At 39.9% G+C, this 13,303-nt stretch carries 11 protein-coding genes and 1 tRNA gene; 7 read left to right on the forward strand and 5 right to left on the reverse strand.

From position 1 onward, the window contains the following. Window positions 1-68: 68 nt before the first annotated feature. Together G5B98_RS02560 and G5B98_RS02565 are read left to right on the forward strand one after the other, a co-directional pair. Complete coding sequence (locus tag G5B98_RS02560; protein ID WP_196087095.1) at window positions 69-728, forward strand: response regulator transcription factor; 660 nt, start codon at window positions 69-71, stop codon at window positions 726-728. Next, on the forward strand, window positions 712-2,067 hold the full coding sequence (locus tag G5B98_RS02565; protein ID WP_196087096.1) for a sensor histidine kinase: 1,356 nt from the start codon (window positions 712-714) through the stop codon (window positions 2,065-2,067). Before G5B98_RS02560 ends, G5B98_RS02565 begins: the two co-directional genes overlap by 17 nt. Before the next feature lie 486 nt (window positions 2,068-2,553). On the opposite strand, the gene nifB is transcribed toward G5B98_RS02565, so the two are convergent. The 3 genes from nifB to G5B98_RS02580 are packed head-to-tail and all read right to left on the reverse strand — an operon-like array spanning window position 2,554 to window position 5,046. Continuing rightward, window positions 2,554-3,381 carry a nitrogenase cofactor biosynthesis protein NifB gene (gene nifB, locus G5B98_RS02570; protein WP_196087097.1) on the reverse strand — a complete coding sequence of 276 codons (828 nt, stop codon included), beginning with the start codon at window positions 3,379-3,381 and terminating at the stop codon, window positions 2,554-2,556. Beyond that, on the reverse strand, window positions 3,381-4,193 hold the full coding sequence (locus G5B98_RS02575) for a 4Fe-4S binding protein (protein WP_196087098.1): 813 nt from the start codon (window positions 4,191-4,193) through the stop codon (window positions 3,381-3,383). Before G5B98_RS02575 ends, nifB begins: the two co-directional genes overlap by 1 nt. Further along, the gene (locus G5B98_RS02580; protein ID WP_196087099.1) at window positions 4,186-5,046 is read right to left on the reverse strand and encodes a substrate-binding domain-containing protein; all 861 of its coding nucleotides are present in this window, start codon (window positions 5,044-5,046) and stop codon (window positions 4,186-4,188) included. The genes G5B98_RS02575 and G5B98_RS02580 overlap by 8 nt, the downstream gene beginning before the upstream one ends. Before the next feature lie 373 nt (window positions 5,047-5,419). Here G5B98_RS02580 and G5B98_RS02585 point away from each other — a divergent pair, with 373 nt between their 5' ends. The 5 genes from G5B98_RS02585 to G5B98_RS02605 are packed head-to-tail and all read left to right on the forward strand — an operon-like array spanning window position 5,420 to window position 12,442. After that, window positions 5,420-6,004, forward strand: coding sequence for a restriction endonuclease subunit S (locus tag G5B98_RS02585; protein ID WP_196087100.1), 585 nt, complete (start codon window positions 5,420-5,422; stop codon window positions 6,002-6,004). 1 nt (window position 6,005) lies between these two features. Beyond that, window positions 6,006-7,496, forward strand: a complete 1,491-nt coding sequence (locus G5B98_RS02590; RefSeq protein ID WP_196087101.1) for a type I restriction-modification system subunit M — start codon at window positions 6,006-6,008, stop codon at window positions 7,494-7,496. Then, a complete protein-coding gene (locus G5B98_RS02595; protein WP_196087102.1) occupies window positions 7,493-8,719 on the forward strand; it encodes a restriction endonuclease subunit S in 1,227 nt (408 codons plus the stop codon). The genes G5B98_RS02590 and G5B98_RS02595 overlap by 4 nt, the downstream gene beginning before the upstream one ends. Beyond that, the gene (locus G5B98_RS02600) at window positions 8,716-11,790 is read left to right on the forward strand and encodes a type I restriction endonuclease subunit R (RefSeq protein WP_196087103.1); all 3,075 of its coding nucleotides are present in this window, start codon (window positions 8,716-8,718) and stop codon (window positions 11,788-11,790) included. The genes G5B98_RS02595 and G5B98_RS02600 overlap by 4 nt, the downstream gene beginning before the upstream one ends. After that, window positions 11,783-12,442 carry a M48 family metallopeptidase gene (locus tag G5B98_RS02605; protein ID WP_196087104.1) on the forward strand — a complete coding sequence of 220 codons (660 nt, stop codon included), beginning with the start codon at window positions 11,783-11,785 and terminating at the stop codon, window positions 12,440-12,442. Before G5B98_RS02600 ends, G5B98_RS02605 begins: the two co-directional genes overlap by 8 nt. Window positions 12,443-12,543: 101 nt before the next feature. On the opposite strand, the gene G5B98_RS02610 is transcribed toward G5B98_RS02605, so the two are convergent. Together G5B98_RS02610 and ppa are read right to left on the reverse strand one after the other, a co-directional pair. After that, window positions 12,544-12,620, reverse strand: a tRNA-Ile gene (locus G5B98_RS02610). Between the two features lie 124 nt (window positions 12,621-12,744). Further along, window positions 12,745-13,263 (reverse strand): inorganic diphosphatase, encoded by a 519-nt coding sequence (ppa, locus tag G5B98_RS02615; RefSeq protein ID WP_196087105.1) that lies wholly within the window; start codon window positions 13,261-13,263, stop codon window positions 12,745-12,747. Window positions 13,264-13,303: the final 40 nt, after the last annotated feature.

Raw genomic sequence — 13,303 nt, forward strand, 5'->3', positions numbered from 1 at the left:
TGAAATTTTAAATCTAAAAATAAAAAGCTAAATTTGTTAAAATAGCTAGCAAAACCAAGAGAGGCAAGATGAAAATTTTAGTCGTTGAGGACGAAATAGACCTAAACAACGTCATAGTAAAGCACCTAAAGAAAAACGGATATAGCGTCGATAGCGCATTTAACGGCGAGGAGGCGATGGACTTTACCGCCGTGGCGCACTACGATCTTATCGTGCTTGATCTTATGATGCCAGTGATGGACGGACTTGCATTTTTGCAAAGATCACGCGCTGCAAAGCTAGCAACCCCTGTGCTGATACTAACGGCAAAGGACGATGTGGAGGACGTTGTAAAGGGGCTCGATGCGGGCGCGGATGATTATTTGATAAAGCCATTTGATTTTAAGGAGCTACTAGCTAGGGTACGCACGCTCATTCGCCGAAACAGCGGCAATGCGGCTAATGAAATTTATGCAGGCGAGCTAAAGATCGATCTTTCAAAAAAGTCGGTCGAATTTGGCGGCGAGCAGATCGAGCTAACTGGCAAAGAGTATGAAATTTTAGAGCTTTTGATGCTAAACAAGGGCAGAATTTTAACTCGCGATCAGATCAAAGAGCATGTCTGGGACTTTGACTACACAGGCGGCTCAAACGTCATCGACGTGCTTATCAAAAACATAAGAAAAAAGCTTGGTGAGTGCGATGTGATACAGACTAAAAGAGGGCTTGGCTATGTTGTTAAGGATTAAGCAAGCCCTTGCAAATATCCCAATAACGGCGCGCGTAACGCTTTGGTACTCGTTTTTTATCATCGCTATCGTGGCGGCTCTAGTTGCCATTTCAGCGGTCGTGGCGGATGAGGTTTTTGAGGATGTGAGCCAAAAAAAGCTAGCCAAATCAGTCACCAAAATCGCCAATGATATGGATGATTTTGAGCCATATGATGATGGGATATTTTTTATAAAATATAACGCAAAAGGCGATGTGATCGGTGGTTTATCGCCAAAGCGCTTTCAAATTTCACTTAAAATGAATAGCGGTGCGGTGCAGCTTTATGAAGAAGACGAAAACCGCTTTTACTACTACGATATCGCAGCTAAAGGCAAAGATGTCTGGGTCAGAGGCGTAATAAATGCGGAGAAATTTTTCAAAAAAGAGGGACTATTTTTACTAGCGCTGGGCATTTTTGTGCCGGTTTTATTTCTCTTTGTGCTTTACGGCGGCTACAAAACGATAAAAAATGCGATGAAACCAGTTGCTACGATGTCAAAAACTGCGCTTGAGATAGGCAGCAGCCGTGACTTTTCAAAGCGTATTGACCTTCCTACTGGCAAAGACGAGCTGCACGCGCTTGCGAGCGTTTTTAACCAGATGCTTGACTCCCTTGAGAAGGTCTATCAAAGCGAAAAACAGCTCACCTCAGATGTCTCGCACGAGCTGCGAACGCCGCTATCTGTCATCATGGCTGAGAGCGACTACGCTAAAAACTACTCACAAAATTTGGACGAGGCCAAGGAGTCGCTGGAGGTCATCTCTAGGCAGTCAAGAAAGATAACCTCGCTTATAGATCAAATTTTGGAGCTCTCAAGGCTAGAAGCTGGCAGAAATTTGGAGCTAAAACGTATAAATTTAAGCTCTATCTTGCAAAATTTAGCCACCGACTATGAGAAGCTAGCAGACGCAAATGGGCTAAAATTTAGCTGTGTGGTAGCACCAGATGCCGTAATCCTCGGCGATGAGCTGATGATATCAAGGCTGGTGGATAACTTTTTAAGCAATGCTCTTAAATTTGCTTCGGCTAAGATCGAGCTAAATTTAAGTCTCACAAAAACGCATGCGCTTGTGTCTGTAAAAGACGATGGTGTTGGCATCTCTAAAAAAGATAGCGAGCTAATCTGGAATAAATTTTATCAAGTTGAAAGCTCAAGAAACAAAAGCCTAAACACAGGCAGCGGACTAGGACTTGCTATAGCTACAAATATCGCTAAAATTCACGGTGCAAAGCTTGGTGTAAAAAGCGAAGCTGGAGCTGGATGCGAATTTTTGGCAGAATTTGAGCTTATAAATTTAAAGCAAGTGAAAATTTAGGCAGTTTGCTAAGACAAAATTTATGAAATAGCAAATAAATACGAGCACAAATTTAAATGCCGCATAAAAACGGCATCTATATTTTTAAGGTAAAGCTAAATTTATAAACTTTTACAGAAATTTCATGGTTAAGTTGCCCCAAAAAGAGCTCTTAGGGTATGCTCATATCATAAGCATCAACAAAGACTTCAAAGCTACGAGATAGATGAAGATAGTAGCGGTTGAGGTCTATATAGTAAGTAAAGCATTAAGACGTATGATTTAAAGGCCATTTAAATGGCTTTTAAAAGAGCTTGTAAAAAGATGTTTTGCAAAGTAACGTAAAGAATTTTCGCCATTTTGATTTTGAGCAAAACCACTCTAGCTACGAATTAACCACACTTTCCTATACTTTTTATAACTTTGATATCTAACAAAATTTACAAAATTTAGCCAAAAACCAAAAACCAAAAATGCAAAAGGCACTAAATTCAGTGCCTTTTATCGCTATCTCTCGCCAAGTTTGCCGCATGCATCAGCGCGGCATCTACTGCAATGCGTCATTTGATTTATGTCACTACCTATTGATCTACGGATGCGGTGGATCTCGTCACTTGAAGGGGACTTTAAATTTTCAAAAGGCGTATCATGCACCGGTATCATCGCCATGCAGTTCATTATGTCAGCTCCCCACTGCTTTGCCTTTGCCGAGATGCTTTGGACGTGGTCCATATTGACCCCAGGGATGACGACGGTGTTTATCTTTACTAGCATGCCAGCCTCTTTTAGCTTGCGGATGCCCTCGTCCTGACGTGCTAGCAGTATCCTAGCAGCCTCCTCGCCGTAGTAGTTTTTATCCTCATGCCTCACCCACGAATAGACCTTCGAGCCAACATCTGGTGTCACGGCATTAACAGTCACTGTCACGTGGCTCACGCCAAGGCGCACGATCTCATCAACATGCTCAGGCAGTGCTAAGCCATTAGTTGAGAGGCATAGCAGGGCATTTGGGAAGTGGGACTTACACTTTTCAAAGGTCGCTAGCGTCTTATCAACGTCACACATCGGATCGCCAGGTCCAGCGATGCCGATGACTGAGATGTCTTGTCTAAATTTAAAGAGCTTTTCTAAAAATTTCACCGATTCATCTGGAGTTTGCACCTTTGCTGTTACGCCAGGGCGGTTTTCATTAGCGCAGTCATATATGCGGTTGCAGAAGTTGCACTGGATGTTGCAGTGTGGGGCAACTGGTAGATGCACGCGTCCGTAGTTAGCGGAGGCCTTTTTGTTAAAGCAGGGGTGGCTGTCTAGATCAGCCTTAGTGCGAAAAATCATTAGTTCTTTTTCCTTCCAAATTTAATGGCATTTGCATGGCAGACATTTAGGCAGTCTCCGCAGTTTGTGCAGTTTATCTCATCAGGTCTTGTCCCCATCTCGCACTTGCGCAAGCATGCGTCGCAGTCGTCACAGGCGCTTGTTTTATAGACGCGAAAGATCGAAAATTTACGCAAAATTTCAAGTACACCGCCTGATGGACAGATGAAACGGCACCAAAGGTTAGCTACGATCAGCGAGGCTAGCATGACTGAGATGATGATCACTGTGCGAGTGACCCACTCCCATTCGCCAAAGCGAAGTGACAAAGTGAGGGCAGTTAGGTACTCATCGCTCGTTCTTATAGGTATCATCATGCGTGGATTGCCCCAGATGAAATAGATCCAAAGGCTGATTGCTATGGTAGCTAGCATGCCTATTTGAGCGATTATTAGCTTTTTGCTGCGAATTTTTAGCTTGAAAAAGGCAAATTTACCAAGCATTTGATTGACAAAGCCTGCTGGACAGACCCAACCGCAAAATGCCCTGCCAAAGAGGATGACAAGCGCTGGGATAAATAGCCAAAATCCAAAAAATAGCGACGTGATCCGCCCCCAACAGGTGATGATAGGGCAATTTTGGCAATTTACAAAAGGCACTACAAAAGGGCATCTAAAAATGCCGTAATACGCCCATTGACCGATGCCTGCTATAAAGATGAGCTGCACTATACGTCTTATCTTTGTTGTGGGGGAGTTTTTGCTTTTCTTTTTTAAATTTACATTGCCGCATGCACTGCTATTAGAGCATGCGCTATTACAGCTACTACACATCTTTTACACCAAACCTTTCTATAAGCTCTAGCCCACGCGCTGAATAAATGGAGGTAAAGCCATGTTTTTCAAAAATTTCTTGCCCTTCGGTGCCGCAAACAAAGTCTGCAAAGTCATTTGCGAGCCTTTCATCTTTTACATATTTCATTATATTTAGCGTAAAAGTGAGCGGTCCAGGTGGGATGAGCTTTTCATCGATGGGCATATACTCAATCTTGTCTTTAAACCTATCGTGCGTTGTTAGGCGCTTTTCGATGATCGAGGCATCGCCCTTGCCGTCAACTAGCTCGCACATCATATTTATGACGCATGACCCGTTTGCGACCATGTTTTTCATCACCGCATCGGTTAGGTTTGAGTTTTTTAAGATCCCCTTGACTGGGCTACTGCCAGGGGGCGATGATCTAAGCGGCAGCATCACTCTAACTCCTGGCTCAACAAGGTCTTTTAAGTCGCGAATGCCAGCAGGGTTGCCTTTTGGCACGACTAGGACGTAGTCGGTAAAGCATAGTGGCCTAAAGTGGAGGCTAAGGCCAGCTTTGCGAAGTTTTTTAGAAAGCTCTAAAACCCTTGCTCCAAAGAGCTCGGTCGTGCTTTGAAGTGCTAAAAGCGACTTGCCAAGAGCACCAGCAAAGGCGCCTGTGTATTGGATGTTGTGCCCTGTTCTTGACTCGTAAATGGCATTTAGCTCATTAAATGCTTCAGATAGGCCTCCACACGACCAAACCTGAAGTGAGTCAGACTTAAATGGTGTAAAGCCAGCCAGCATCGTTTGCGGAGTGGCAACAGCAGCTGTGGCTAAAGCACCTTTTAAAAAGCCACGGCGTGATATACCGGTTTGTTTTAATTCCACGAAATCTCCTTTTGGGATTTAAGAAATGTAAATTTGATATTTTCGGCACGCGAAACTTGTGAAATTTGACTTTTGAAATTTGCAAAAATGGTAGTTGAAGATAAATTTATGCAAATGTAAATCGCAACTGCGACCAAATTTGGTGTAATTATAACCAAAAGTAAGTTTAAAAAGCGAGATAATTTTAATGAGATAAAAATTTCATATTGTAAATTTAATGTCTAAAAAATAATTAAGATTTTAGTCGTCAATTTGATGTATTATTTTGTAAATAATATAAAAATATATTGCTAGTTTTTACTTTTTTTGTTATACTTCGCTCATAAAAGCATTAGTATTATTTTTAAAATAATACAGAAAGGAGCATCTTAAAATGATAAAAATAAGCGACATATCTGATATAAAAACCGGTCTAGTTTTAAACCGCAAAAAGGCGGACAAAAACGTAGATGAGAAATTTAGCTATAAAGTAGTCTCGCTAAAGTCCTTTAACGAAAATGCGCTTTTTGATGACACATTTGCAGACGAGTTTATATCAAGCGAAAAAATAAGCGATGAGTATAAAGTGAGCCGTGGCGATGTTTTGTTACGCCTTAGAGAGCCAAATTTCGCCGTTTATATAGACAAAGATTATGACGATCTTATCTACTCATCTTTGATGGTTCGCATAAGGGTTAAAAGCGACATATTTGATCCGCGTTTTATGGCGCATTATCTAAACAGCAACGCCGTTAAAAGAGCCCTTGCGCCAGATGTTTCAGGCACTACAATAGCGATGATAGGCGTTGCAAGCATAAATAATATAAAAATACCAGCCATAAATTTGCAAACCCAAAACAAGATAGTAAAATACCTAGATTTAGCTCGCGAGGAGAGCGAAATTTTGCAAAATTTAGCAGCCCAAAAGCAAAAATACCACAAAAGTATATTTGAAAATTTAATAAAAGAGGAGAACTAAGATGCAAAAGACCACACAAGATGCCATAAATAACGTCGTTTGGAAGGCTTGTGACACATTTCGCGGCACGATGGACGGAAGCGACTATAAAGACTATGTCTTAACGATGCTTTTTGTTAAGTATCTATCTGATTTTTATAAAGAAAAGCTTGAATTGCTTAAAGTCGAATACGGCGATAAGAGTGATAGGATCGAAGCAAAGCTAAAGAAAGAGAAATTTAAGCTTGATGAGAGTTGCACCTTTGAGTATCTTTTGGCGCACAAAGAAGCGGTAAATTTAGGCGAGATAATGAACAAAACTCTAGAAAAGATCGAAGAAGACAATAAAGATAAGCTTGAAGGCATCTTTAGAAGCATCGATTTTAATAACAAAAACAAGCTCGGCGACACGAAAGTGAGAAACGCCATATTGAAAAATTTGCTCGATGATTTTAGTGACGCTAGGCTAGATCTTCGCCCTTCTATGCTTGAGGGCAACGACATAATAGGCGACGCATATGAGTATCTTATAGCTTACTTTGCAAGTGACTCTGGCAAAAAAGGCGGAGAGTTTTACACGCCAAGCGAGGTTTCGACGCTTCTTGCAAAGCTGGTTGAGCCAAAAGAGGGCGATATGATCTACGATCCTACTTGCGGCTCTGGTTCGCTTCTTATCAAGGCTTCAAAAGAGATCGGCAGCAAAAATTTCCGCCTTTATGGACAGGAGAAAAACGGACAAACTCACGCACTTTGCAAGATGAATATGTTCTTGCACGAGATAAATGATGCGGTGATCGAGTGGGGTGACACGATCAGAAATCCGCTTCACCTACAAGACAACCTCATTAAAACCTTTGACATAGTCGTGGCAAATCCCCCTTTTAGCCTAGATAAATGGGGCGCTGACTTTGCAGGAAACGATCCTTTTATGAGATTTGCTAGCTACGCTTTGCCGCCAAAGAGCAAGGGCGACTACGCATTTGTCGTGCACATGATAAAAAGTCTAAACAATAACGGCAAAATGGGCGTCGTGCTTCCGCATGGAGTGCTATTTCGCGGAGCAAATGAAGGCAAGATCCGCCAAAAGCTGATCGAAGAAAATTTACTTGACGCCGTCATCGGACTACCGGCAAATTTATTTTATGGCACGAGCATCCCTGCTTGCATACTTGTTTTTAAGAAAAACCGCTCAAACGAAGATGTGCTATTTATCGATGCTAGCAAGGAATTTGAAAAAGGCAAAAACAAAAACTCTCTAACCGAGCAAAATATCAAAAAGATAATCGCCGCCTACAAAAACAGAAGTGAGATAGAAAAATACTCCCACCTAGCAAGCCTTAGCGAGATAAAAGAAAACGACTATAACCTAAACATCCCTCGCTACGTCGATACCTTTGAAGAAGAAGAGCTTGTCGATATCGAGGCGACTAAGAAAGAAATTTCACGCTTAGAAGCCGAGCTAAAAAGCATTCAAAGCAAGATGAGCGAGTGTCTTGCGGAGCTTGGGTTATGAGTGATTTTAAAAATTTACCAAGCGGATGGAAGGTCGTGAAGCTTGGGGATGTTGCTGAAAAATCTATTCTTAAAAATAGAAATAGTTTAATTAAATTGGTTTTGTCAAATTCAGCCATTGATGGTTTGGTTGCACAGAATGAATATTTTGATAAAGATATAGCAAATAAAGAAAATATACAAGATTATTATATTGTTGATTTGGGGGATTTTGTTTATAATCCAAGAATTTCACAGAGTGCCCCTACTGGACCAATTAATAGAAATATGTTATCTAAGGGCATAGTATCTCCGTTGTATACGGTTTTTACTGTTCAAGATGAGATATTGGCAAAATTTTTAGAATATTTTTTTAAAACTATTGTATGGCAAAATCAAGTCAAAAGTGTAGCAAACTACGGCGCTAGGCATGATAGGATAAATATAACAGATAATGCTTTTTTTTCTTTGAAAATTTTGACCCCGCCATTAGACGAGCAAAAAAAGATAGCGAAAATTTTATCTACTTGGGATGAGGCTATAAATTTAACTATAAATTTGATAGAAAGCAAAAAGCAGTTTAAAAAAGCTCTTATGCAAAATTTACTCACAGCCAAAATCCGCTTTCCTCAGTTCAAAGACGAGTGGGAAGAAACAAAGCTGGGAAATATAGGTGTATTTAAAACAAGTAGTGTAGATAAAATTATTCAAAAAGATGAATGTATTGTAAATTTAGTAAACTACATGGATGTTTATAAAAATACACATATAAATTCTAATCTTAAACTATCTCAAACGTCAGCAAGTAATCGTGAAATAGAAAATTTATCGTTGGCAAAAGGTGATGTTTTATTTACTCCATCATCTGAAACGCCAGACGATATAGGTCATTCAGCGGTTATTTTAAGTGATATGCCAAATACACTATTTAGTTATCACTTGGTTAGATTTAGGCTAGATGCAAAAAATGATATTGTTTTTTTGGGATATGTATTTAATCAAGATAAGATATTAAAGCAATTTGCAAGGTTGTCACAAGGCATTACAAGATATACATTGTCAATAAGGGATTTTCAAAATGTTTTTATTAATTTTCCAAATTTAAACGAGCAACAAAAAATCGCAGAGGTTTTAACGGCTTGCGATGACGAGATAAATTTACTAAATTTAAAGCTTGAAAATTTGAAAAGACAAAAACAAGGCTTGATGCAACAACTACTAAGCGGAAAGGTAAGAGTGAAATGACCCCAGATACTTCAGAAAATAAGATCCAGCAAAATAGCATAAATTTACTTCAAAGCTTGGGCTATAAATTTATAAGCAGGGAGGAAAATTTAAGGCTTCGTGGCGGTAAATCAAGCGAGGTTTTGTTTAGAGAAATTTTAACCAAAAAGCTTGGCGAGATAAATAGTTATGAGTATAAGGGAAAGAGGTATAAATTTAGTCAAAGTAACGTTTTAAAAGCGGTCGATGAGCTAGCTGGGGTATCTTTAAACGAAGGGCTAATGGTCGCAAACGAAAGGATCACAAATTTACTCTTGCTTGGAACCAGTTTAGAAGAAAATTTAGAAGATGGGACAAAAAGGAGCTTCTCTTTTAAATTTATAGACTTTGAAAATTTACAAAATAACGACTTTTACGTAACGGAAGAATTTGAAGTAAGCAGAGTAAGCCAGAGCGACTCGCAAAAGCACAGAAGGCCTGATCTTGTGCTTTTTATAAACGGCATACCAATAGTCGTGATCGAGCTTAAAAAATCAAGCGTGAGCTTTGAAAACGGCATAAAGCAGCTAGAAAAAGAGCAGGGCAAAGATGAGATAGCGCATCTTTTTAAATACATCCAGCTAACCATCGCAGCAAATGGAAGCGGGGCAAGATATGGCACTACTGGAACGCTGTTTAAATTTTATAGCGTGTGGAAAGAGCAGGACGAAGCAAAAGCAAAAGAGAGCTTAAAGAGCTTGATAAATGGTAGAGAGATAAGTACGCTTGATATGACGCTCTTTGTGCTACTATCTAAAGATAGGCTACTAAGGCTAGTTAGGCACTATATAGTGTTTGATAAGAAAATGAAAAAGGTTTGCCGCTATCAGCAGTTTTTCGCTATCGAAGAGACGCTAAAGAGGGTATCGGCGAAAAAAGACGGAGCAAGAGCGGGCGGACTCGTCTGGCACACGCAAGGAAGCGGCAAGTCGCTCACGATGGTGATGCTAACAAAGCTTTTAAAGCAAATTTACATAAACTCAAAGATCATCGTCGTAACTGACAGGATAGATCTAGACGGACAGATACACGAGACCTTTGAAAACACGGATGTAAAAGCAGGGCGAGCAAGTAGCGGAAGCGATCTGATAGAAAAGCTACAAAGCGGCGTTAGCGTGATAACTACGCTCGTGCATAAATTTGAAAAGGTGAAAAACCAAAAGGTAGTGATAAGAGATGGCGATATATTTGTGCTAGTAGATGAGAGCCACCGCACGCAAGGCGGCGATCTGCATAAAGCTATGAAAAAGGCGTTGCCTCTTGCTTGCTATATAGGATTTACAGGCACGCCTCTTTTAAAACGTGAGAAAAACAGCTTTGCGAAATTTGGTGGAGAAATTCATAGATATACGATAGATGACGCGGTAAAAGATGGAGCTGTCTTGCCGCTACTTTACGAGGGGCGATACGTGGGCCAAGAGGTGCTAGATCCTGATGGGCTAACTAGGAAATTTGACCTCATATCAAGAGAGCTTGGCGATGAGGCTAAAAGGGACTTGCAGCAAAAGTGGGCGAGGTTTGAGCGTGTGGCATCAAGCGAGCAAAGACTAGAGCTAATAGCTGTTGATATAAACGAGCACATCAAAAAGACTTTGAAAGAAAGTGGCTTTAAGGCGATGCTTGCAACGCAAAGAAAATATGACGCCATAAAATATCATCAGATTTTTGAAGAATTTGGAGAGATAAAAAGTGCTTATGTGATATCAAGTAACGAGCACGAGGAGCTTGAGGGCGGACATAAAGAGTATGTCGCAAAGGCGTGGCAAGAGACCATAAGGGGCTACGGCAGCGAGGAAGAGTATCTAAAGCATGTGAAGGATGAATTTATTTATGGCGACGAGATAGACTTGCTTATTGTTGTGGATAAGCTTTTAACAGGCTTTGACGCGCCAAGAGCAAGTACACTTTATATAGATAAACAGCTAAAAGAGCATAATTTGCTCCAAGCCATAGCTAGAGTAAATAGGCTTTATGACGGGAAAGACTACGGCTACATTATTGATTATAGAGGGCTTTTAGGTGAGCTTGATCAGGCGCTTACTAGCTATGCTTCGCTAAGTGGCTTTGACCCAGAAGATATAACTGGAGCCGTGATAGACGTAAGAAGCGAGATAATAAAGACAAAGACTTACTATACTCATCTGGACGATCTTTTTAGCAGTGTGAAGTTTAAAGACGATCTAGAAAGCTACGTGGCGGTTTTAGAGGACGTGCAAAAACGAGATGACTTTAAAGAGTGGCTATCACAGTTTGCTAGGGCGTTTAAACTAGCGCTTTCAAGTGAGAAAATTTATGACATATTAAGCGAAGAGGAGATCAAAGCTTATAAGCAGAGGGTTAAATTTTATAACGAGCTAAGAAAGGCGGTGCAACTAAGGTATCACGAGGCTTGCGACTTTGGCAAATACGAAGCGCAGATGCAAAAGCTGCTTGATACTTATGTAAATGCACAAGGGGTCAATGAGCTTACAAAGCTCGTAAATATCTTTGAGACGGAATTTGACGATGAGGTGCAAAGGGTTGAGGGTAAAAATGCAAAGGCTGATACGATCATCAGTGCCGTAAGCGCGGTGGTAAAAGAGAAAATGGACTCAAATCCAGCATTTTATAAATCAATAGCGCAGCAGATACAAGACATCATCGACGAGTATAAAGCAAAAAGGCTAAGTGAGGAAGAAAAACTTGTCAAAGCAAAACTACTAAAAGACCTAATAACTGGTGCTTTAAAGCCAAATGAAGACAGGTATCCAAAAGAATTTAATGGTAAGAAAATTTTGTTTGCTATTTATGATAATTTGCTTGACATTTTGGCAGATGTCGAGCTTGTGGATGTTGAGGTGGTTGCTAAAAATTTGAGCGTAAAATTTTATGAAATTTACAAAGAGGCCTCAAAAAAACCAGAATGGCACAATAATAAAGATGTAGAAAATGAGATAACAAGCGCTATGGAGGACGCTCTTTGGGAGATAGAGGACGAATATGACGTTTCTATCGATGAGAAGGAAAAAATTTACCAAACTATCCGTGGAATAGAGATAAGTTTTTATGCTTGAAGGCGTAAAAATCGTCCGAAAAGACGTAAAAAATATCACTTTAAAAGTTAGACCAAATGGCGAAGCGATCCTAACGGCGCCAAAAACGGCAAGCGATGAGCATATAAAATTTATTATAAAAAAAAGAGCTAAATGGATAGCGCAAAAGCGCGCGTTTTTTTCCTCGTTTAAGACGAGTAAAAAAGAATACGTAAGCGGCGAGGACTTTAAATATCTTGGACGAAGTTATCGGCTAAAAGTGGTGCAGTCTAAAGAGGAGCGCGTAAGGCTGCAAAGAGGTTATCTGGAGCTCTTTGTGAAAGATAAAAGCGACCTAGAGCGAAAAAGAAATTTGGTCTATAAATGGTACCACGAAAAGGCGATGCTATATTTTTTTAATATCTTGCAAGAGTCTAACAAGATGGTAAAACAAGATATCAAAAGCGTAAAAATAAGGCAGATGAAAACAAGATGGGGGAGTTGCAACCCATATAAATCATATATAAATTTAAACATAGAGCTTATCAAAAAACCAAAATCGTGCATCGAGTATGTCGTATTTCACGAGCTTGCTCACCTGCTGTATCCAAATCACTCAAAGAAATTTTATGACTATCTAGTGCTTTATATGCCTGATTGGCAAAAACGAAAGGAAATTTTAGAAAGAGCTTAGAAATTTTGGCTTAAATTTTGGGCTATTAAACATTTTTTGTATTTTAAAACCTAAGAAAAAGTTATGAAAAAGTTTTGATTTTTTAATGTTGATAAAGTAGCTGGTGGGTTCACCAGGACTCGAACCTGGGACCATCCGGTTATGAGCCGGATGCTCTAACCAACTGAGCTATGAACCCGCAGTTGAAAGAAAATCGTATTATACAAGAAAAAGCTTATCTAAATATAAAAAATAGTCTTTTTTATGTGGAGTGTAAAACGAATAAATTTAAAAAGAAAAAGCCCTAAAATAGGGCTTATAAATTATTTATAATTTTTTATCGCAGCGTCTAAAATCTCTTTTGCAGCATTTGCATCTTTAAATTCTTTCACCTTAACCCATTTGTTTGGCTCAAGAATTTTATAAGTTTCAAAGAAATTTTTGATCTTATTTAGCGTTGCAACTGGTAAGTCTTCGTAGCTTTTTATCGCATCATATCTTGGATCGATCTTTGTAACTGGCACAGCCAAAAGCTTCTCGTCCATACCTGCTTCATCTTCCATCACCAAAACGCCTATTAAGCGGCAAGGGATGATGCTGCCAGCTTGGAGTGGATACTCGTTTAGCACCAAAATATCAGCTGGATCGCCGTCAGCCGCAAGTGTGTTTGGCACAAAGCCGTAGTTTGCTGGGTAGAACATCGCTGAGTAAAGTACGCGATCGACCACGACTGCACCGCTATCTTTATCGATCTCGTATTTGACATTTGAGCCATAAGGTATTTCGATTACGGCATTGATTTTGTCTGGGTTTGAGCCAAATTTGATCTTTGAAACGTCCATATATTGGTCCTTTTTATTAGAAATTTTCGTGATTTTAGTA

This window comes from Campylobacter concisus, from assembly GCF_015679985.1.
GTDB classification, from domain to species: Bacteria; Campylobacterota; Campylobacteria; order Campylobacterales; family Campylobacteraceae; genus Campylobacter_A; species Campylobacter_A concisus_AC.

Bases quoted from the DNA above. Each gene is read 5' to 3' on its own strand.
- G5B98_RS02560 (WP_196087095.1), top strand. From the start codon at position 69: ATGAAAATTTTAGTCGTTGAGGACGAAATAGACCTAAACAACGTCATA.
- G5B98_RS02565 (WP_196087096.1), top strand. From the start codon at position 712: ATGTTGTTAAGGATTAAGCAAGCCCTTGCAAATATCCCAATAACGGCG.
- nifB (WP_196087097.1), bottom strand. From the start codon at position 3,381: ATGATTTTTCGCACTAAGGCTGATCTAGACAGCCACCCCTGCTTTAAC.
- G5B98_RS02575 (WP_196087098.1), bottom strand. From the start codon at position 4,193: ATGTGTAGTAGCTGTAATAGCGCATGCTCTAATAGCAGTGCATGCGGC.
- G5B98_RS02585 (WP_196087100.1), top strand. From the start codon at position 5,420: ATGATAAAAATAAGCGACATATCTGATATAAAAACCGGTCTAGTTTTA.
- G5B98_RS02590 (WP_196087101.1), top strand. From the start codon at position 6,006: ATGCAAAAGACCACACAAGATGCCATAAATAACGTCGTTTGGAAGGCT.
- G5B98_RS02595 (WP_196087102.1), top strand. From the start codon at position 7,493: ATGAGTGATTTTAAAAATTTACCAAGCGGATGGAAGGTCGTGAAGCTT.
- G5B98_RS02600 (WP_196087103.1), top strand. From the start codon at position 8,716: ATGACCCCAGATACTTCAGAAAATAAGATCCAGCAAAATAGCATAAAT.
- G5B98_RS02605 (WP_196087104.1), top strand. From the start codon at position 11,783: ATGCTTGAAGGCGTAAAAATCGTCCGAAAAGACGTAAAAAATATCACT.
- ppa (WP_196087105.1), bottom strand. From the start codon at position 13,263: ATGGACGTTTCAAAGATCAAATTTGGCTCAAACCCAGACAAAATCAAT.